18 protein-coding genes are annotated in these 20,418 nt (G+C 67.1%); 6 read left to right on the forward strand and 12 right to left on the reverse strand.

The window, feature by feature from the left end:
• The first annotated feature begins 29 nt into the window (after positions 1-29).
• Positions 30-1,424 (forward strand): FAD/NAD(P)-binding protein, encoded by a 1,395-nt coding sequence (locus ACWKWX_RS29600; protein ID WP_483829599.1) that lies wholly within the window; start codon positions 30-32, stop codon positions 1,422-1,424.
• A 290-nt stretch (positions 1,425-1,714) separates the two neighbouring features.
• Here ACWKWX_RS29600 and ACWKWX_RS29605 read toward each other — a convergent pair whose 3' ends face one another.
• Positions 1,715-2,953, reverse strand: coding sequence for an acyl-CoA dehydrogenase family protein (locus ACWKWX_RS29605; protein WP_483829600.1), 1,239 nt, complete (start codon positions 2,951-2,953; stop codon positions 1,715-1,717).
• A gap of 211 nt (positions 2,954-3,164) precedes the next feature.
• Between ACWKWX_RS29605 and ACWKWX_RS29610 the strand changes: the two genes are divergently transcribed.
• The gene (locus tag ACWKWX_RS29610; protein WP_483829601.1) at positions 3,165-4,724 is read left to right on the forward strand and encodes a glucosyltransferase domain-containing protein; all 1,560 of its coding nucleotides are present in this window, start codon (positions 3,165-3,167) and stop codon (positions 4,722-4,724) included.
• 154 nt (positions 4,725-4,878) lie between these two features.
• Positions 4,879-5,967, forward strand: coding sequence for a dimethylsulfone monooxygenase SfnG (sfnG, locus tag ACWKWX_RS29615; protein ID WP_483829602.1), 1,089 nt, complete (start codon positions 4,879-4,881; stop codon positions 5,965-5,967).
• 80 nt (positions 5,968-6,047) lie between these two features.
• Here sfnG and ACWKWX_RS29620 read toward each other — a convergent pair whose 3' ends face one another.
• The 4 genes from ACWKWX_RS29620 to msuE are packed head-to-tail and all read right to left on the reverse strand — an operon-like array spanning position 6,048 to position 10,046.
• Positions 6,048-7,148: a sigma-54 interaction domain-containing protein gene (locus tag ACWKWX_RS29620; protein WP_416423643.1), complete on the reverse strand. Its 1,101-nt coding sequence runs from the start codon at positions 7,146-7,148 to the stop codon at positions 6,048-6,050.
• Between the two features lie 8 nt (positions 7,149-7,156).
• Complete coding sequence (locus tag ACWKWX_RS29625) at positions 7,157-8,329, reverse strand: acyl-CoA dehydrogenase family protein (protein ID WP_483829603.1); 1,173 nt, start codon at positions 8,327-8,329, stop codon at positions 7,157-7,159.
• Positions 8,326-9,474, reverse strand: coding sequence for an FMNH2-dependent alkanesulfonate monooxygenase (gene ssuD / locus ACWKWX_RS29630; RefSeq protein ID WP_483829604.1), 1,149 nt, complete (start codon positions 9,472-9,474; stop codon positions 8,326-8,328). The genes ACWKWX_RS29625 and ssuD overlap by 4 nt, the downstream gene beginning before the upstream one ends.
• 8 nt (positions 9,475-9,482) lie before the next feature.
• Complete coding sequence (msuE, locus tag ACWKWX_RS29635; RefSeq protein WP_483829605.1) at positions 9,483-10,046, reverse strand: FMN reductase; 564 nt, start codon at positions 10,044-10,046, stop codon at positions 9,483-9,485.
• Positions 10,047-10,476: 430 nt separating this feature from the next.
• On the opposite strand from msuE, the gene ACWKWX_RS29640 reads away from it, so the two are divergent.
• The gene (locus ACWKWX_RS29640) at positions 10,477-10,722 is read left to right on the forward strand and encodes a hypothetical protein (protein ID WP_416423647.1); all 246 of its coding nucleotides are present in this window, start codon (positions 10,477-10,479) and stop codon (positions 10,720-10,722) included.
• On the opposite strand, the gene ACWKWX_RS29645 is transcribed toward ACWKWX_RS29640, so the two are convergent.
• From ACWKWX_RS29645 to ACWKWX_RS29655, 3 genes are all read right to left on the reverse strand, one after another.
• The gene (locus ACWKWX_RS29645) at positions 10,723-11,493 is read right to left on the reverse strand and encodes an alpha/beta hydrolase family protein (protein WP_483829606.1); all 771 of its coding nucleotides are present in this window, start codon (positions 11,491-11,493) and stop codon (positions 10,723-10,725) included. It abuts the gene before it with no gap.
• Positions 11,480-12,592 (reverse strand): DUF3182 family protein, encoded by a 1,113-nt coding sequence (locus tag ACWKWX_RS29650; RefSeq protein ID WP_473006204.1) that lies wholly within the window; start codon positions 12,590-12,592, stop codon positions 11,480-11,482. Before ACWKWX_RS29650 ends, ACWKWX_RS29645 begins: the two co-directional genes overlap by 14 nt.
• A gap of 154 nt (positions 12,593-12,746) precedes the next feature.
• Positions 12,747-14,873, reverse strand: coding sequence for a TonB-dependent receptor family protein (locus ACWKWX_RS29655; RefSeq protein WP_483829607.1), 2,127 nt, complete (start codon positions 14,871-14,873; stop codon positions 12,747-12,749).
• A 285-nt stretch (positions 14,874-15,158) separates the two neighbouring features.
• Here ACWKWX_RS29655 and ACWKWX_RS29660 point away from each other — a divergent pair, with 285 nt between their 5' ends.
• Positions 15,159-16,967 (forward strand): aminopeptidase P family protein, encoded by a 1,809-nt coding sequence (locus tag ACWKWX_RS29660; RefSeq protein WP_483829608.1) that lies wholly within the window; start codon positions 15,159-15,161, stop codon positions 16,965-16,967.
• A 69-nt stretch (positions 16,968-17,036) separates the two neighbouring features.
• Here ACWKWX_RS29660 and ACWKWX_RS29665 read toward each other — a convergent pair whose 3' ends face one another.
• From ACWKWX_RS29665 to rhtA, 4 genes are all read right to left on the reverse strand, one after another.
• The gene (locus ACWKWX_RS29665; protein WP_483829609.1) at positions 17,037-17,633 is read right to left on the reverse strand and encodes a 2-hydroxychromene-2-carboxylate isomerase; all 597 of its coding nucleotides are present in this window, start codon (positions 17,631-17,633) and stop codon (positions 17,037-17,039) included.
• A 30-nt stretch (positions 17,634-17,663) separates the two neighbouring features.
• A complete protein-coding gene (locus ACWKWX_RS29670; protein WP_483829610.1) occupies positions 17,664-18,404 on the reverse strand; it encodes an SDR family oxidoreductase in 741 nt (246 codons plus the stop codon).
• Between the two features lie 105 nt (positions 18,405-18,509).
• Complete coding sequence (locus ACWKWX_RS29675; RefSeq protein WP_416423654.1) at positions 18,510-18,791, reverse strand: hypothetical protein; 282 nt, start codon at positions 18,789-18,791, stop codon at positions 18,510-18,512.
• 182 nt (positions 18,792-18,973) lie between these two features.
• The gene (gene rhtA, locus ACWKWX_RS29680) at positions 18,974-19,861 is read right to left on the reverse strand and encodes a threonine/homoserine exporter RhtA (protein ID WP_473006208.1); all 888 of its coding nucleotides are present in this window, start codon (positions 19,859-19,861) and stop codon (positions 18,974-18,976) included.
• A 375-nt stretch (positions 19,862-20,236) separates the two neighbouring features.
• On the opposite strand from rhtA, the gene ACWKWX_RS29685 reads away from it, so the two are divergent.
• The coding region (locus ACWKWX_RS29685; RefSeq protein WP_483829611.1) for a hypothetical protein at positions 20,237-20,418 on the forward strand (182 nt) is incomplete at its 3' end.

Below are 20,418 nucleotides of genomic sequence, written 5' to 3' on the forward strand. Positions count from 1 at the left end.
GCAACCCCACTGCTAACAGTGAGCACCCCATGCAAGACATCCTGATCATCGGCGGCGGCCTGTCCGGCACCCTGCTGGCCGCGCAACTGCTGCGCCAGCCCGGCCAGCGTCGGCTGCGGGTGTTCGAACCGCGCCCCGAGCTGGGCCGCGGCGAAGCCTATAGCGCCACCGAGCTGGGCCACACCCTCAACGGCAACGCCGCGCGCATGAGCGTGGACCCCGACAACGCCGAGGACCTGACCCAGTGGCTGGCTGCGCACATCGCCGCCGGCGGCTGGCCCGAGTCCGACCGCCAGCACGTGCCGGTGGCCGAGTTGTTCCCGCCGCGCGGGTTGTTTGGCGTCTACGCCCAGCAGCACCTGGCGGCGGCGCGAGCAGCGGGCGCCACCTGGGGATCGACCCTGGAGCATGTGCGCAGCGAAATCGTCGACCTGCAGGTGGACGCCGATGGCGTGCGCCTGACCCTCGCCGACGGCAGCCAGGTGCACGGCAGCCAGGCGGTGCTGGCCACCGGCATGTTCCCGGCGGCGCGCACCCGCCAGCGCCAGTCCAGCGGCCTCAACGCCGCGGCGGTGGACCCATGGGACGTGCAGGCCATGGCTGGCCTCGACCCAGACGGCCGGGTGCTGATCATCGGCTCCGGGCTGACCATGGTCGACGCCGTGGTGTCCCTGGAACAGGCCGGGCACCGCGGGCCGATCCAGATCTATTCGCGCCATGGCCTGCTGCCCCAGGTGCGCCGGCAGCCGCCGACGTGGCCGGACTTCCTGGCCGCCGACCCCACCCTCCGCACGCCGTTGCAGGTGTGGCGCGCGCTGCGCCGGCAATGCCGCGAGGCCCAGGCCGCCGGCATCGACTGGCAGGCGCCGCTGGACACCGTGCGCGCCCACATCGGCCGGCTGTGGAGCGGTGCCAGCGCTTGGCACAAGCGCCAGTTCGTGCGCCATGCGCGGCCGTGGTGGGAAAGCCATCACCACCGCTCGCCGCCGCCCAGCGATGCATTGCTGCAGCGCTTGCTGGAAGAGGGGCGGGTGCGCATCGACGCCGCGCAACTGCTGGGCCTGGCCCCCACCGAAGACGGCCTGGTGGGCATCCGCGTGCGTGACCGCGGCCAGGCCGCCGAGCGCATCGATACCGGTGTGGCGCTGATCAACTCCACCGGCATCGAATACGACTGGCGCCGCGTGGACCGGCCGCTGCCCCGGCAGCTGCTGGCGCGCGGCCTGATCCGCCCCGGCCCGCTGGCGCTGGGCATCGCTGCCCAAGCCAACGGCGCCGTGCACGACGCCGCCGGCCAGGCCTCGCCCCGGCTGTTCGCCATGGGCCCACCGCTGCGCGGCCTGTGGTGGGAAAGCACCGCCGTCACCGACGTGGCGCTGCAAGCCAAGGCCCTGGCCAATACCCTGGTCACACAATCCCCGTAGCCGCTGCCGCCAGGCTGCGTCCGGAGCCACCGTGGTGCCTGTGACGCCGCCTTCGGCAGCTGCTACAGGGGCGCGCCGCATCCTACGGGGCCTGTAGCAGCGGCCGCAGGCCGCGTCCTGGAGCAATGCAGGACCGCCGCCGGACGCAGCCTTCGGCAGCTGCTACGCGAATGCGGATACCGCATGGACCGCGTCGCCTGCATCGCGGCCAAGGCCGGCTCCTACCACGAACGGCGTAGGAGCCGACCTTGGTCGCGATGCAGACGACGCCATTTTCCAGACAGTTGCTGCTACGTGGCGGAGGGGCCGTTGCCGATCTGCCACACGAACGGCGGTTCGGTGCCGTTGATGGCCCAGTCACCGACGATGCGCGCCTTGTAGATGGTGGGGTTGTGGGAGGACACCGTGCGCGCGTTGCGCCAATGGCGGTCCAGGGACTTGCCGGTGCGCACGTCCGAGGCGCCCAGGGCGTTGAACAGCGTGGTGGTGGCGCGCTGGATCAGTTCGGTGACCGCGACCTGGGCGCGCGCCGATTCCAGCTCGGCGTCGACGTTGGCCTGGTGTTCGGCAGCCGCGTCGTGGCCGAAGCGCGCCAGGTAGGCGCGCTGTGCCGGCTGCGTGGCGCGCAAGGTAGCGGCTTCGGCGGCGTACACCCAGGCGGCGATTTCGCCCACCACCTGCTGCACTTGCGCATCCTGGCTGACCTGCGGCGCGTTGCCGTGGCTGTAGATGCGCCGGCGCTGGCTGACGCCCTGGCTCACGTCGCGCAGGGCGGCGCGGCCGATGCCTGACAGGGTGGCCAGCAGCACCAGTTGGTAGAACGCGGTCTGGTACTTGAAGCGGCTGGCGAAGTCGATCACGTGCTCGGCCTCCACCACCGCGTCCACGAAGCGCGAGCTGCCACTGCCGGTGGTGCGCTGGCCGAAGCCATCCCAGTCGTCGGTCTGGACGATGCCCGGCTGGTTCGTGCGCACGGCGGCGATGACATCGGCGCCGGTGTCGCTGCGACGGGCGAACACGTCGATCCAGTCGGAAAACAGGCTGCCGGTGCTGTAGAACTTCTCGCCGTTGAGGCGCCATTGTTCGCCGTCGGGGCTGACCTGGGTGATCACGTCGCCGATGTTTACCGCGCCGATCTCGGTCCAGGCACAGCCGACGATATCGCCGGCCACGAAGCGCGCGAACCAGCGGTCGCGGGCCGGCGAGGGCGGGGCGTTGAGGCGGTCTTCGGCGAAGGCGAAATGCCCGCGCAGGGCCTGGGGTACGTTGGCGTCGGCCTCGGCCAGTTCAATCAGCAGCTCGAACAGTTGCGGCAACGAGGCGCCGCCACCGCCGTACTCCACCGGCACGCGCACGGCGCCGAAACCGGCTTCCTTGAGCCAGCGAATCGGTTCGTGGGGCAGGGTGCGCTGCTGCTCGCGGGCTACGGCGCCTTCGGCGATGCGCGCGAAGATCGGCCGGAAGCGGGCGGCCAGGCCCTGGTAGTCGGTGCCGGTGGCCAGCGGGTTGATGATCTGATGGTCGGTCATGGCAAGGTTCTCTGGTTCGATACCACCGCGTTGCAGGCATCGTGCCGCGTCGCACCGCCCCGTTTTCCGGGGGCGATGCGCGTGCCAGGTGGCCTGGCGCTGTTGGCGTGGCAGCAGCGGATCAGCAAAGCGTGGGCCTGCCGACACTGGACGGATGCGCCGCCCTGCACTGAACTGGTCGCAGGAACCGTTTTCTGAAGTGGAGCCTTCGATGCCGCAATCGCACGATACCGACCTTGCTGAAATGCCCATTGTCAGTGGCGCGCGCCTGGGCCGCCTGTTGCAGACCCTGGCCAGCCAGCCGCTGACGGCGCTGCAGGTGCTACTGTTCTACCTCGCCGCGCTGGGCCTGTACGTGCTGCCGCTGATCCTCGACAACGTGTTGTTCATCGACGACAACCTGCGGGAAATGCAGGCGGCTACCTGGTGGAAGCCCGAGGGCCGGCCGCTGGGTGACTACCTGTTCAACGCCGTAAGCTTCACCCCCGGCACCCCGGATTTCTTCCCGCTGTCGATGCTGCTGGCGATTTTGGTGATGGCCGTGGCCCTGGCCCACCTGGCGTTCCACTGGTTCCGGCGGCCCACCCTGAGCCACTGCCTGGTGTTGCTGCCGCTGTGGTACAACCCGTTCTACTTGCAGGAACTGTCGTACCAGTACGAATGCCTGACCCTGAGCCTGGGCGTGGCCCTGGTGGTGCTGGCCATCAGCTTTAGCCTGCGCGCGGCGGGGTGGCAGGTGCTGGTTCGCGGCGCCATGCTGACGGCGGCCATGAGCCTGGACCAGCTGCCGCTGAACGTCTTCGTCGGCCTGGCCTGCGTGGACCTGCTTCGTCACACCGCCATCCCCACCACGTTCAGGGCGCTGCTGTGGCAGCCGCTGCAGCACTTGGCGGTGTTGCTGGCCGGCGGCGTGTTCTATTACCTCACGGCTTACCAGCTGCTGATGAACGACCGCGGCGGCGTGGTGTGGCCGACGCTGCACGAGTGGGGCGTGCGCCTGGGCGCGCTGGCCGGCAAGGTCGGGCTGTTCATCACCCCCGCCAACGGCTGGGTGTTCGCCCTGCTGGCGCTGTGCGCCCTGGCCGGGCTGGGGCTGACGCTGGCGACGGCGCTGCGAACGCCGGTGCGCGCGGGGCTGAAAGCCGCGTACCTGGCCATCACCGCATTGGCGGCCGTGGGGGCCGTGCTGGCGGTGGGCGGGTTGCTGCTGGTGCTGTACGACTTCGGCAACAACTCCGACGCCCGTACCCTGGTGGGCGTGGCGCCGTTGCTGGTGGCGCTGCTGCTCCTGGCCCATGGCTTCATCGCACGCCTGGCAGTGCGCTGGACCCTGGTGCTGGCGTTGCCGCTGGCGGTGTTCCTGTCTTTCGCCTACGTCTACGGGCAGTACCTGCGCGAGCAGAACGAGCTGCAGCAGTTTGTGCGCACGCTGGTGGTGACGGACATATTCAACCACCCGCAGGTCAGCCAGGCCAGCAGCATCAGCGTGCTGGAGGACAACAACAACGACATCAACAACGTCTTCGCCCGCGTGTGCGTGCAACGCATGCTGCCGGCACTGCGCTTTATCGCCGCCAACGACTACCAGTTCCTGCCCGAGCAGCTGCGCAAATGGGGGGTGACCACCCTGGCCGATGAGTCGGTGGACCTCGCCACCCTGGGCGCGCCGGTGGTCAGCCGGCCGTTCTATGGCCTGTACGTGGTGGGGGACAAGGCCTACATCCGCTTCGCCGCGCGGGTGTCGCAGCCCGAGTGCCCGGCGCTGGAGTGAACTGTTGGTGGGCCAACAGTGATTCAGCAATTGCATCCGGGCAGACAGCTGCTCGGATTGCCTTTGCATCCAACTGATTGAATTTCATAGGTTTTAATGTTTGGCACGGTTGCTGCTCCGGGTACTTCACCTTTGTCCCGAAGAGCGAACCGACATGAGCCATACCCCCGTGAAATTTGCCTATTGGGTGCCCAACGTCAGCGGCGGCCTGGTGGTCAGCAAGATCGCCCAGCGCACCAGCTGGGACATCGACTACAACCGCAAGCTGGCGCAGCTGGCCGAAGCCGCCGGTTTCGAATACGGCCTCACCCAGATCCGCTTCACCGCCGGCTACGGCGCCGACAACCAGCACGAGTCGGTGGCGTTCAGCCACGCGCTGCTGGCGGCCACGCAGAAGCTGAAAGTGATCGCGGCGATTTTGCCTGGCCCGTGGCAGCCGGCGCTGGCCGCCAAGCAGCTGGCCACCATCGATCAGCTCACCGGTGGGCGCATCGCCGTGAACATCGTCAGCGGCTGGTTCAAGGGCGAGTTCACCGCCATCGGCGAGCCGTGGCTGGAGCACGACGAGCGCTACCGCCGCTCGGAAGAGTTCATCACCGCGCTGAAGGGCATCTGGACCCAGGACCATTTCACCTACCGCGGCGACTTCTACCGCTTCAACGACTACACCCTCAAGCCCAAGCCCCTGCAGCAGCCGCACCCGGAGATCTTCCAGGGCGGCAGCAGCCGGGCGGCGCGGGACATGGCGGCGCGGGTGTCGGACTGGTACTTCACCAATGGCAATACGGTGGAAGGCATCAAGGCCCAGGTCGACGACATTCGCGCCAAGGCGGCGGCCAACGGCCACTCGGTGAAGGTGGGCGTCAACGCCTTCGTCATTGCCCGCGACACCGAGGCCGAGGCCCGCGCGGTGCTGGCCGAGATCATCGACAAGGCCGACTTCGAGGCGGTCAGCGCCTTCGGTGCGGCGGCCAAGCAGGCCGGCAGCGCCTCGCCCGAAGGCGAGGGCAACTGGGCCAAGTCCAGCTACGAGGACCTGGTGCAGTACAACGACGGCTTCAAGACCAACCTCATCGGCACGCCGCGGCAGATCGCCGAGCGTATCGTCGCGCTGAAGGCGGTGGGCGTGGACCTGGTGCTGGCGGGGTTCCTGCACTTCCAGGAAGAGGTAGAGTATTTCGGCAAGCAAGTGTTGCCGCTGGTGCGTGAGCTGGAAGCCGCGCGGCTGGCTGAGCCGGCCTGAGCATTGAGGGCCAGGGACGCAGCCTTCGGCAGCTGCTACGGGGGGCCGTAGCAGCTGCCGAAGGCTGCGTCCTGCCACTGTCAGATTGAAAGCTGCAACACCCGGTCCTGCTGGATGGTCTCGCCCGGCCGGCGCTTGTTCACCGCCAGTTCGCCGATCTTGATCAGCCGCGTGCGCGTGACGTTGCGGGTCAGGCCCAGTAGGTTGGCGGTGTGCACCTGGTTGTAGTGGCTGAACTTGTAGGCCGCGCGCAGCAGCGCATCCTCGACCTTCTCGTGCAGCGCCCCGGCCTGCTCGGCGAACAGCTTCTGGAAGGCCCGCTCCAGCAGCGCCTCGGCCGAGTCGTCGCAGGGCTGGCTGTCGTCCTGGCGCTCGATGCGCATGTGCGACAGGCGCAGGTCCTCAGGCTGGATCACGCCGTTGCGGCAAATCAGCAGGGTGTGGTGAATCACGTTCTCCAGCTCGCGGATGTTGCCCGGCCACTGGTAGGTGCGCAGCTTGAATTCGGCTTCCGGGCTCAGGGTCACGGTGCCGTAGCCCAGGCGCTGGCTGTAGGCGTTGATGAAGTGCCGGGTCAGCGGCAGGATGTCGCCGGGGCGGTCGCGCAACGGGCTCAGGTCCATGCTCACCACGTCGAGGCGGTAGTACAGGTCTTCACGGAAGTGCCCGGCGTTGATCGCCCGCTCCAGCTGCACGTTGGTGGCTGCCAGCACGCGCACGTCGATGGGAATGGACTTGCGCGAGCCCAGGCGCACCACCTCGCGTTCCTGCAGCACCCGCAGCAGTTTCACCTGGATGGCCATGGGCAGGTCGCCGATCTCGTCGAGGAACAGCGTGCCGCCGTTGGCTTCCTCGAACCAGCCGGCCTTGGCCGCCAGGGCGCCGGTGAAGGCGCCTTTCTCGTGGCCGAACAGCTCGGCCTCCACCAGCGACTCCGAGAACGCCCCGCAGTTGACCGCCACGAACGGCCGGTTGCAACGGCCGCTGAGGTTGTGAATGTGGCGGGCCACCAGCTCCTTGCCCGTGCCGGTCTCGCCGATGATCAGCACGCTGGCCTCACTGGGGGCGATCTGTTGCAGGTGCGCCAGCAGGGCTCGCGACTTGGGGTCTTCGAACACTTGGGCGGTGGCGCGGATGGAAGTCGCGAGGGCGGGCGAGGGCGGCAAGGTCAATAGCTGCATGGGCTTCTCTAGGAATAAAAAGTGGGAATCGGCAGCGTCCGGTTCAGGGCCCAGTCGCCGAGTTCGTGAAGCTTGTAGTCGATAGGGTCGTGCAGGCTCTGGGTGCGCAGGTTGCGCCAGTAGCGGTCCAGGCGCAGCGAGGCGTGGGTGGCGCGGGCACCGGTGGCTTCGAACAGGCGGCTGCAGATCTCCAGGCCGTGGCGGCTGGCGGCCACCTTGGCGGTGGCGATGGCCACGGCCAGGTGCCCGCGTTCATCTGCGGTCAGCGCCGGGCCACGGGCCCAGGCCTGGTCCAGCAGGTGGGTGGCGCGTTCCACCAGCAGGCGCACCGACTCCAGGGCCACCCAGAACTCGCCGTAGTGGGCCAGCACGTAAGGGTCGTGGCGCGCCTCCTGGCTGCCGGACTTGAACCATGGCCGGGTCTCGTGCAGCGTGTAGTGCCGCGCTTCTTCCACCGCGCCCTCGGTGAGGCCGAGGAACATGTGGGTGAAGGTCAGCTGCGCGATCAGCGGCCGCAGGCAGGCGAATGGCGTGCTCAGGGGGCCGGGGTCCAGCAGCAGCTCGGACTGCTCCACCCGCACCCGCTCGAAGCTGGCGCTGCCGCTATCGGTCTGGCGCTGGCCGAAGTTGTCCCAGTCGTCGTGCAGGGTGATGCCGCTGCGGCTGCTGGGGATGGCGGCGATCAGCAGCTTGCCGCCCGCCGTCTCATCCACCGCCGAGGCAATCAGCATCTGCGAGTCGCTGGCGCCGGAGCAGAAGCTCTTCTTGCCGGAAAACTCGCACCAGCCGTTGAAGTGGCGCACCACGGTGCGGGTGTCCAGCGGGTTCAGGGCGTTGCCCCAGAACCACTGCTGGCGGGCGGTCTGCTCGAACCACGGTTGCCACTGCTCGGGGCGGGCGAACAGGCGCACGGTGGCCAGCATCAGGTGATGAAAGCCGAACACGTGGGCGATGGAACTGTCGACCCGCGCCAGCTCGCGCACCACCCCCAGGGTGTCGGTCCAGCTGGCGCCCTGGCCACCGAACGCCTGGGGAATGCTCATGGCCAGCAGGCCGCTGCGGCGCAGGGCGTCGCGCTCGGCCTTCGGCGTGCCGCCGCGCAGGTCACGCTCCACGGCGGTTTCGGCGAAGTCGGCGGCCAGGGCGCGGGCGATCTCCAGGGGCGTATTCAACTCGCTCATGGCGTGGCCTTGGCGGCGGGCAGCACGTCGTTGGCGATCATCTCGCCGAACGGCCCGGTGAGGTTGGTGATGCCGCGGCCGGCCAGGCTGGCGTACGGCTCGGGCAGCAGCGGGAACACCAGCTCGGCGAAGCGGTAGGCCTCTTCCAGGTGCGGGTAGCCGGAGAAGATGAAGCTCTCGATGCCCAGGTCCGCGTATTCCTTGATGCGTGCGGCCACTTCCTGCGGGTTGCCTACCAGCGCAGTACCGGCGCCGCCACGCACCAGGCCGACGCCGGCCCACAGGTTGGGGGCGATTTCCAGGCCGTCGCGGCGGCCACCGTGCAGCGCCGCCATGCGCCGCTGGCCTTCGGAGTCGAAGCGCGCGAACGACTGCTGGGCGGCGGCGATGGTGTCGTCGCTGATGTGTTCGATCAGGCGGTTGGCGGCGTCCCAGGCCTCTTCGCTGGTGGGGCGCACGATCACGTGCAGGCGGATGCCGAAGCGCACCTGGCGGCCATGGCGGGCGGCGCGTTCGCGAATGTCGGCGAGCTTGGCGGCCACCGCGGCCGGCGGTTCGCCCCAGGTCAGGTAGACGTCCACCTGCTCCGCGGCCAACGCGTGGGCGGCCTCGGAAGAACCACCGAAGTACAGCGGCGGGTAGGGCTTCTGCACCGGCGGGTAGAGGGCCTTGGCGTTCTGCACGTGCAGGTGCTTGCCTTCGAAATCCACGGCCTCGCCTTGCAGTACGCGGCGCCAGATGTGCAGGAATTCGTCGGTGACCTCGTAGCGTTCGGCGTGGGTCAGGAAGCTGCCGTCGCCACGGTTTTCGTCAGGGTCACCGCCGGTGACCACGTTGATCAGCAGGCGGCCGTTGGACAGCCGGTCGAGGGTGGCGGCCATGCGCGCCGACACCGTGGGCGAGATGATGCCCGGGCGGATCGCTACCAGGTAGCGCAGGCGCTCGGTGAGCGGCACCAGCGCCGAGGCGATCACCCAGGAGTCTTCGCACGAGCGGCCGGTGGGAATCAGCACGCCGTGGTAGCCCAGGTCGTCGGCGGCCTGGGCCACCTGCTTGAGGTAATTGAGGGTCACCGGGCGGGCGCCCTGGGTGGTGCCCAGGTAATGGCCGTCACCGTGGGTGGGCAGGAACCAGAAAACATCCATGTCAGGCCTCAGGCAATTTTCAGCAGGTGGTTGGACAGGCCGCCGAACAGCGGCGCGGCACGTTCGGCTGCCAGGCGAATGCGCGCCTGCAGCAGCTCGCTGATGATCTGGTAATTGCTGAAGTCGGCCTCGGTGGCGTACACGCCAATGGGCAGGGTCAGCGCCTGGAAGAAGCTGAACAGCGGGCGCAGCTGGTGGTCGAGCACCAGCGCGTGGCGGTCGCTGCCACCGGTGGCGGCCAGCAGCACCGGGGTGTCGATCAGGGCATTGAGGTCGACCAGGTCGAACAGGTGCTTGAGCAGGCCGGGGTAGGAGCCGCGGTACACCGGCGAGGCGACGATCAACAGGTCGGCGTTTTCAATGGCGGCCAGGCTGGCTTCCACCTCGGCAGCGGCTTCCTGGCGCGACAGCGCGGCGCCCAGGGGGCGGGCGATGTCGGTGAGTTCGATGACCTGGGCCTGGATGGGCAGCAGCTCACCCAGCTGGGCGACGATGGCCTGGGTCAGCACCAGGGTGCGCGACGGGCGCCAGGTGCCCCCGGAAACGGCAACAACGTTCAATGGGCGTGACATGTGTATTCCTCAACAGTGGCTCAATGGACAGTGAAGGCTCCAGAGCAAGCACCGTACCAATCCCTGGAAGCCGCGCCCCGCCTGGGCTGGCGCGAAATGGCCGACCCCCGCCGGTGTCGCTGGTGCGACGTGCTGTGGAATGGCTGTTGCTGGGGCAACAGTGGCTGGCGCAACAGCGGCAGGTGCGGCAGCCACTGTTATAGAGGAAGCAGGCTTATGCCGTAAAAGACCAAGAAGTAATCCAAATAGATCACCAAAGAATATACCCCCGTAGCAGCGGCCGCAGGCCGCGTCCCCCCCCCCACCATCGAGGGCAAAAAATCCAATAGCCACTATTGAGAGCAGTGATTGTTCCTCCAAGGGCCCCCGGCAGTAACCTTTCCACATCGAATCAGCCACATGAAGCACCCCAGGGTGCAGGAGGCCCCCCATGAAAACCGCCCTCGCGTTCAGCCTTGCAGTCCTCACCGCCGCCCTCGCCGGTTGCGCCGACAACCACCCTGAAACTCGCGGCTACAGCGTCGAGGAACAGCATGAACTGGCGCTGGAAAACCTCAGCCGCCGCGGCCTGTCGTTCGACGAATACCAGCGTGAACGCGCCCGCATCGAACGCTCGCAGACCCGCGAAGTCATCGGCCAGCACGCCGTTGCCGGCAAAGGCCTGAGCGAAGGCTGATCAGGAATACCGCGGTGAGTGGTGCGGATATTTCTCCAGCCGCGCGCCTATCACCATCTCGCTGACCCACTGGGTCAGGATCGCGCTGTAGGCTTTCTGGTTGGCATCGGTGGACAGCGCGTGATCGGCGCCATCGACGATGCGATGGGTCATGGAATGCGCCCCCACGAACGCCGAGCGGTAACTCATCAGGGTAGTGTGCGGCACATAGTCGTCCTGCTCCGATTCCACCAGCAACACGTCCCCTTCGAATTCCGCGCACGCCGCCAGGGCACGATTGTCCGCGGGCCCCAGGTTTTCACGCCGGTAGATCTGCAGGCCACTGCGGTCCAGGGCGTACTTGGGTACGTTCCATTCGTTGTCCCAGTACAGCGCCGGCACCCGTAGTGCCAGCCAGCGTACCGGGCGCAGGCGGGTGAGGATGGCGGCCAGGTAGCCGCCGTAGCTGCTGCCGATCACGGTGATGGCGCGGCTGTCCACGGCCGGGTGGCTGACCAGCATGTCGTAGGCGGCCAACAGGTCTTCCAGGTTCTGCTCGCGGGTCACGCTTTCGCGCTGGCTGGCGGTTTTCTCGTGGCCGCGCAGGTCGAAGGTCAGGCACACGCAGCCAAGCCCGGTGATGTTCTTGGCCCGCGCCAGGTCGCGCTGCTGGCTGCCGCCCCAGCCGTGCACGAACAGAATCCCGGGGACCTTGCTGCCGGGGCTTAGTAGCGTGCCGGCGATGGTCTCGCCGCCTACCTGGATGTCGATGGGTTCGCTATGGACGCTCATAGTCGCGGATCCTTGCATATTTGCTCAGGCGGCCGAGTTCGGTGTCGTCGCCCTGGTAGAACAGGGTGGCGTCGGCCGGGATGGGGCTGTTGTCGAACACTTCATGGGTGGAGGCCTGCACGCAGGCCAGCGCCGGGTCGGCGGCGAAGGCCTGCAGCGCGAGGATTTCGGCGCTGCTGGCGCCACCCACCCGCCAGGATTGCTCCAGCACGCCGCTGCGCGGCCGGCCGCGATGGTCGAGGCCGCGGGCGACGTCGTAGTTGCGCCGCGAGGCGACGAAGCCGGGGAAGGCGTTGCGCGCGGCCTGTTCGTAGCGCCGCGCCTGGTCCACGGCCAGGCGGGTGTCATCGTCCAGCGGCAGGGCCAGCAGCTGCTCGTAGCCACCGCGCACTACCACCAGGTCCGAGCCGCCGTACACCAGCTCGCCGCGGTGGTCTTCGGTCAACTGCTGGGTGCCGTGGTACGAGGCGGTGATTCCGGCCACCTGCACCTGGCCGACGCTGTAGGTGCGCACCTCGGTGAGGTTCTGCTCCAGCACCAGGCCCCACAGGCGAATTTCTTCGTCGTCGAGGTGGTTGAGCACCGAGTCCAGCTCCTGGCTGTCGCGGATAATGGTCTGCCCGCGCCCGGCGGTGGCGCGCACCGGCTTGAGCCGCAGCGGCGCCTCCTTGAGCAGGTGCGCCGCGGCTTTGCGGGCGTCCTCCAGGTCGAACACGGTGTGGCCGTCCAGCAGGGCGTCGCCAGCGTGCGCGGCAAAGGCATCGGCCCAGCCGGTGGGCGCTGCACCGCCCTCGACGCGGGGGTGGGAAATGGCCTTGGTGATCATGAACGGCTGGCTGACCAGGCCGCCGAAGAAGTCGTCCACGCAGGTGATGCCGCAGCGCTGGCGCCAGGCCTGGGGGTCGATGAGGGTGTCGGCGGGCAGGTAGTAGAGCTCGTGCTCCGGCACGCCCTGGCGTTCGTCCTCAGCGAGGAACCGGGTGCCTAGCAGCGTGGCGATGCGCTTCGCCAGGCCCAGGTGCACGGCGCGTTCGTGGTCCGGCGTCGGCGTGGCGCCGGGCAGCAGGACAACCCCGGATTTGCGTGGCGTGCTGGGCATGGGCGGCTCCCGTGGAGTGGGGCGGGCGGTCTTTGCAGTGTTTGAATGGTGGGGTGGGGAGATAGTTCAGTTTGTGGGGCGGCGGGGGGAGGACGCAGCCTTCGGCAGCTGCTACGGGGAAGCGGTAGCAGCGGCCGCAGGCCGCGTCCCTGGCTCAGTAGCGGTATTCCACACCCACGTACGCGCCAATCCCGTCGCCGGGGTACAGCGCCGCGGTGTCCTGCCCCTGTACGTTATACGCCGGCTGCACCGCCGTGACGTACTTCTTGTCGGTCAGGTTCTTCAGGTCCAGCGAGACCTTCCACTTTTTGCTGGGGGCCTCGTAGCCGACGTTGGCGCCGTAGATGGTGTAGGAAGGCGCATAGAAGGTGTTGGCGTAGTCCACCGCCGTGCGCGAGCTCGATTGCACGTTGACGCCGGTGTAGAAGCCGCCGGGCTGCTGGTATTGCAGCTCGCCCTGGTAGACGTGCTTGGGAATGCCCGGCAGCTGGTTGTCGCCAAAGGTGGCGTCGTGGCGGTAGTGGAAGTCGCTGTAGGTGTACACCTGGCGGAAGTTGACCTTGTCGCCGTTGGCGCCTTGCCACAGTTGCGTGTTCAGGCCCGCCTCGATGCCCTGGTGAATGGTGGGCGAGGCGTTGAACGCGCCGGTGACCGCGGCGGCGGTGGAGGTGGCAGCGATCAACTGCACGTTGAGCAGTTCGTCGCGCAGCCAGGAGCGGTACAGCGTCAGGCTGCCATCGAAGGGCCCGGACGAGCCCTTGATGCCGAACTCCACGGTGTTGGCCTTTTGTTCCACCAGTGGCCGCACGTACGGCTGGGTAGGGCCGGAGCCGGAGTATTCCCAGTCGGCTGGCGGGTCGATGCTGCGGCTGACGTTGGCGAACACCTGCAGTTGCGGGGTGAGTTCATAGCGCAGGCCGAGGCGTGGGGCGAGGCTCCAGTTGTTGTAGTCCACCGAGCCTGGGTATTCGCTGGTGTTGGCCACCAAGGACGATTTCACGTCGACGTCGCGCTTGACGTTGATGGCCGACAGGCCGCTGGTCAGCCACAGGCCATCGGTCAGTTCCAGGTCGTTGCCCAGGGCGAACACGCGGTCGAACGAGCCGTTGTAGTCGACGAACTTGCGGCTGGCCTTGTTGGCGAAGGTGGAGTCCACCTGGCCGCGGATGTGGTCAGTGGTGGTGAAGGACAGGCTGGAGCGGGTCTGGTGGCCCAGCAACTCGTCGCTGCGCTCGTAGTCGAGCAGCGCGCTCAGGTCGGTCCACTCCCAGTAGCTGGGGTTGGTGGGGCTGTTCGGGCTGTTGTGGTGGTTGTACTTGTAGTAGGTGAAGCCCACGGCCAGGGTCGAGTCGTCGTCGAAGGTGTAGGTGGTCTTGCTGCCGGCCCACAGGCTGCCCGGGCGGCGGCTGCCGGCGCCGCTGGACGCCGCGGTGGCGCTGGCCTGGGACGGGTGGTGCAGCACCTGGGAGAGGGTGGTGGGGCTGGGGTCGTCGTGGAACTCGTCGCGGTAGCGCAGCAGCAACTCGGTCTTCAGGTTCGGGTTGATCTGGTAGCCGAAGTTGGCCACCACGCCCTGGCTCTTGGCCAGGCTGTAGTCGCGGTAGCCGTCGTTGCGGTAGTTGTCGACGTTGATGTAGTAGTCCAGCGGCCCTTCGACGCCGCCGTAGCTGGCGCTCTGCTTGTTGTAGCCGTAGCTGCCGGTTTCCGCGCGCACGCGCAGGTCGGGGGCGGTGTAGCCGGTCTGGTTGACGAAGTTGATCGCCCCGCCCAGGCTCAGCGCCCCGTACTGGAACGCGTTGGCGCCGCGCAGGATCTCGGTGTAGTTCACCCCGGCGCCGCCCAGTAGTTCATAGGGCGTGCCGCCGGGGCCGGTGATGGGCAGGCCGTCGAAGAGGAACTTGATGCCCTCGCGGAAATAGCCTGGCGAGGTGTTGGCGCCCGAGCCACGAATGGAAATCTTCGCCGCGTCGGTGCCGCCCGTGGACTGCACGAACACGCCGGGCTGGTAGGCGAGGGTGTCCTGCAGGGTGGCGGTGCGGCCCTTGGCCACGTCCTCGCTGTCGACCACGCTGGTGCCGCCGGGCACTTCGTCCAGCTGGCTCTTGGCGGCCTGCACCGGGGTCTGTTTCTTGACCTCCACGGTCACGGTCTTGAGCTGCGGCGTGGTGGCGTCGTCGGCGTGCGCAGTGTTGGCCAGCATCAGCGCCGAGCCTAGCCCCAGGGTGGCCAGGCGGATGGCCCGGGCCAGTTGGTGTGATTCTCCCCATGAAACCGAATGCATAAAGTCGTCCTGCTGAATAGATGATTGGGCTCAGCTTTCTATTCGTATAGTCATGCTTGGTAGGTGAATGGCATTTTTTATGCCAATTCGTTTGGCGTGGTTTTTCGCGAGGATTAGGCGAGTGCAGAGGTGGGGAGCTGTTGATAGGGCCGGGTTGTGTGGAAGCGCTGTTGTTCGCTGAACAGCCGGACACATGCCGCAAGCAGTGCCACGGTTGCCCGCCGGCCGGCGCTGCTTCATTATCGGCTTCTTATAACGATGAACACCGTGGCCGCAGGAGTGAGCATGAGCACGCAGTCTTCAACCCCTAACCAGGTGCCAGCCCGCCTGGCGCAAATCCGCGCGGTGATGGCCCGCGAAGGCGTCGATGCGCTGCTGGTGCCATCCGCCGACCCGCACCTGTCCGAGTACCTGCCCGGCTACTGGCAGGGGCGCCAGTGGCTGTCCGGCTTCCATGGTTCGGTGGGTACCCTGGTGGTCAGCCAGCAGTTCGCCGGCCTGTGGGCCGACAGCCGTTACTGGGAGCAGGCCGAGAAGGAACTGGCGGGCAGCGGCATCGAACTGGTGAAACTGGGGCCGGGCAAGCCGGGGCCGCTGGAGTGGCTGGCCGACAACACCCCCGACAACGGCACGGCGGCGGTGGACGGCGCGGTCATGGCCCTGGCCTCGCGCCGCACCTTGGACGAAAAGCTGCGCAGCCGCGGCGCCACCCTGCGTATCGACCGTGACCTGCTGGGCGAGATCTGGCACGACCGCGAGGCCCTGCCGGCTGCGCCGGTGTATGCGCACCTGCCGCCCTACGCCACGGTCGCGCGCACCGACAAGCTCGCTGGCGTGCGTGCAGAGATGAAGGCGCGTGGCGCCGACTGGCACTTCATCGCCACGGTTGATGACATCGCCTGGCTGTTCAACCTGCGCGGCAGCGACGTGTCCTACAACCCGGTGTTCCTGTCGTTCGCGCTGATCAGCCACGACCAGGCCCTGCTGTTCGTCGGCGCCGGCAAGGTGGACGCCGAGCTGGCGCGCACCCTGGCCGCGGAAGGCGTGACCCTGCGTGACTACCACGACGTGGGCGGCGCCCTGGCCGAAGTGCCGGCCGGCGCGCGCCTGCTGGTCGACCCGCTGAAGGTGACCTGTGGCCTGCTGGACAACCTGGGCGCCGAGGTGGTGCTGGTGGAAGGCATTGCGCCAAGCACCTTCGCCAAGTCACGCAAGAGCGAGGCCGACGCGGTGCATATTCGCCAGGCCATGGAGCAGGACGGCGCGGCCTTGTGCGAGTTCTTCGCCTGGCTGGAGCCGGCCCTGGCCCAGGGCACGGTCACCGAAGTGGACGTCGACACCCACCTCACCGCCGCCCGTGCCCGCCGCCCGAACTATGTTTCGCTGAGCTTCGCCACCATTGCCGCGTTCAACGCCAACGGGGCCATGCCGCACTACCGCGCCACGGATGAATCCCACGCCGTCATCCAGGGCGATGGCCTGCTGCTGATCGACTCCGGCGGCCAGTACCTGGGCGGCACCACCGACATCACCCGCATGGTGCCGGTCGGCACACCTACCGCTGCCCAGAAGGCGGATTGCACGCGGGTGCTCAAGGGCGTCATCGCCTTGTCCCGCGCGCGCTTCCCCAAGGGCATTCTCTCGCCGTTGCTGGACGCCATCGCCCGCGCGCCCATCTGGGCCGACAACGTCGACTACGGCCACGGCACCGGCCATGGCGTGGGTTACTTCATGAACGTGCACGAAGGCCCGCAGGTCATCGCCTACCAGGCGGCGCCAGGCCCGCAGACGGCGATGCAGGCCGGCATGATCACCTCGATCGAACCGGGCACCTACCGTCCGGGCCAGTGGGGCGTGCGTATCGAGAACCTGGCGATGAACCAGGAAGCGGGCAGCAGCGAGTTCGGCGAATTCCTCAAGTTCGAGACCTTGACCCTGTGCCCGATCGACACCCGCTGTCTGCTGGTGGAAAAACTGACAGCCGAGGAGCGTGAGTGGCTGAACGCCTATCACCGCCAGGTGCTGGAGCGCGTCGGGCCGTTGGTGCAAGGCGCGGCGCTGGCGTGGTTGCAGACCCGTACCGCGGCCGTTTGACGGCCTGACGCAGCCTGCGGCAGCTGCTACCGAAACCTGTAGCAGCGGCCAAAGGCCGCGTCCCCCGCATCAATTGCGCAGCAACGCCTCGCGCACAAACTCCAGCCGGTCCTGGCCAAAGTACAACTCATCGTCAACGAACAGGCTCGGCGCGCCAAACACCCCGCGCTGCAGCGCCTGCTCGGTGGTGTCCTTGAGCCGTTCTTTCACCGCCTCGTCCAGCACCAGCGCCTGCAACGCCTGGCTGTCAAAGCCATCGGCCTCCAGCACCTCTTGCACCACGGCCGGGTCGCCCAGGTTCAGCCCGCGTACCCACAGCGCCGCAAACAGGCAGTCCAGCAGGCTGAGAAAGCGCTCGGGCTGGCGCATCTGCACGCCGGTGACCATGCGCATCAGCGGTAGCGTGTTGATGGGGAAGTGGGCACTGAAGCGCAGCGGCACCTGATAACGCTCGGCGTAGCGCTGCAGGTCGCGGTTCATGTAGCGGCCCTTGGCCGGAATGCTCGCAGGCGACGCATTGCCGGTGGCCTTGAACACGCCACCCAGCAACATGGGGTGGTACACCAGCTGCCCGCCGGTCTCGGCGCACAACGCTGGCAACTGGGTCCAGGCCAGGTAGCTGGCGGGGCTGCCCAGGTCGAAGTAGAACTCAACGGTCTTGGTCATGATGGTGGCTCCCGGTGGGTAGAGGGTGAGTTACCAGCGTTCGCCCCAGGGGCGCAGGTCAAGCTCGAAGGTCCAGGCGTCCCGTGGCTGGGTGTGCAGGAACCAGTAGTTGTCGGCGATATGCTCGGGGTTGAGGATGCCGTCCTGGTCTTTCTCGGCGTATTTTTCGGGGAACTGGGTGCGGATGAACTCGGTGTCGATGGCGCCATCGACTATCACATGGGCCACGTGCAGGTTCAGGGGGCCCAGTTCGCGGGCCATGCTCTGGGCCAGGGCCCGCAGCGCGTGCTTGGCGCCGGCGAACGCGGCGAAGTGGGCGGCCCCGCGAGTGCCGGCCGTTGCGCCGGTGAACAGCAGGGTGCCGCGCTTGCGGGTGACCATGCGCTTGGCCACCTCGCGGGCCGTGAGGAACGCCGAGAAACACGCCATTTCCCAGATCTTGAAATACTTGCGTGCGGTTTCGTCGAGGATGCTGCAGGGCACGTTGGCGCCGATGTTGAACACGTAGGCCTCGATGACGCCCACCTCGCGTTCGATGCGCGCCACCAGGTCGATGACGTCTTCCTCCTTGCGCGCATCGCAGCCATAGCCAATGGCCTGGCCGCCGTCGGCGCGGATGCTGTCTACCAGGGGTTGCAGCTTGTCGGCGCTGCGGCGTACCACGCAGGCGATATAGCCTTCGCGGGCGAAACGGCGGGCAATGGCGCCACCGGTGGCATCACCGGCGCCGATCACCAGCACGACTTTGTTGTTGTCGGAAGCAGAAGCCATGGGGCGGTTCCTTCGTTTGTCGATGGAACGATCCTAGGCGGGGACGGGCGGGCCGGCAACCAGTGGCCGGCCCTTTCTGAAGGGTGAATCCGCTATATCACAGGGCTACTTGCAGATGACGATCATGCTGCGGCTGGTGTAGCCGGCCGGGTTCAGGCCGAACGGGTAGTCGCCCGGGTCTTCGACCGCGTCGCCGGATTTGGCCAGCACCTTGTAGCCCTTGGTGCCGCAGGCGTCGGCCGCCGCCTGATAGCACTTGTCCCACGACGAGGACAGGCCCGAGCAGTTGATGTGCAACCCCTTCCTGCCGTGCTTGACGGAGGTGTGCGAAGTGGCAGCGCAACCGGCGATGGCCAGGATGGCTGCCATGATCAGCAAATGTTTCATTGATGTCCTTAGTGGCATGCCCGGATCTAGTGCCCAGGTCTGATTATCGGCTTATCACCTGACCCGCTTTGGACCTCCATGTCACGGTCGAAAAACTTCAAGTTTGTCGAAGGGTTACAGCCTAAAGGGGCTGGCCCTTTGCCGCAATTGCCAATGACGACTTTTCTGTATCGATTTTCACTTCAATCCGCCACCGGCGTAGGGTGCGGTTCGCGTTGCATGGTCAGGGTGGCGCCGATGGACGCGGTAATGATGGCCGCGATCGCCAGCCATTGGGCGAGCGACAGCACTTCGTGCAGGAACAGCAGGCCGGACAGCGCGCCAAACGCCGGTTCGATGCTCATCAGCGTGCCGAAGGTGCGCGCCGGCAACCGGGTGAGGGCCACCATCTCCAGGCTGTAGGGCAGGGCGGTCGACAACACCGCTACCCCCAGCGCCACGGGCAGCAGGGCAGGGGAGAGCAGCGCGCTACCTGCGTGCACGATACCGATGGGGGCGATGAACAGCGCGGCGATCACCACGCCCAGGGCTGCGGTCTGGATACCGTTGTCATTGCCGGCCTTTTGCCCGAACAGGATATACAGCGCCCAGCAGGCACCGGCGCCCAGGGCGTAGGCAACGCCGGTCAGGTCGAGGCTGGCCTTGGCATCTCCCATGGGGATCAGCAGGATCAGGCCCAGCACCGCCAGCGCGATCCACACGAAGTCCAGCGGCCGGCGCGAGGCGTACAGCGCCACCGCCAACGGCCCGGTGAACTCCAGGGCCACGGCGATCCCCAGCGGCACGCTGCGCAGTGCCATATAGAAGAGGAAGTTCATCCCGCCCAGGGAAATGCCGTAGATGACCACGGTCAGCAGCGAGCGCGCCGTCAGCGTCGCACGCCAGGGGCGCAACAGCAGCACCATGATGACCGCAGCGAACATCAGCCGCAGGGTGGTCGTGCCCTGGGCGCCGATCACCGGGAACATGGTCTTGGCCAGCGACGCGCCAGACTGGATGGAGGCCATGGCAATCAGCAGCAGGCCGATGGGAAACAGCGAGGAGGCCAGGCTGCGGGTCTTGTTGTTCATCGCGGAGTGGGTCCGTCTATATAGAAGAAGGGATCAGGTGGGAGCATGATGGGGGGGAAATCGGGTTTGGGCAATATATTGCGCAGGGGGATGTCGTGAGATTGCATTAAGGCCGCCAGGTGCATGTCGTTGTTTTTCTGGCGCCCTTGAGATCGAGCGCCGCCCGCGCGGCGCATCGCGGGCAAGCCCGGCTCCTACATCTGTTTCGGGCCAGTCATGGCAGTGCCATCGTGGTGTCCGCCTTGTTGGTTCACTGCAGCTCTGCGTTGGTGCGACCAGGCGCAACACCTATCTATAGCGGGGCACGTTGCAACGGATGTAGGAGCCGGCCTTGGCCGCGATGCGCCGCGCGGGCGGCGCTCGATGCCATGAGGCATGAAATCCTCAAGGCATGCACCTGGCGGCCCTGATGCGGTCGCCCGCGAGGATGCTTTTGATCTATATGGCATTTCTGTGAAAACAACGCTTGACCCGCCCCCGAATCTCTCTATAATTCGCCCCACTTCCGGCGCAACCGAAACGGAAAACTCCTTGAAACTCAACGAGTTAACCGAAGT

Source organism: Pseudomonas imperatae (genome assembly GCF_057128625.1).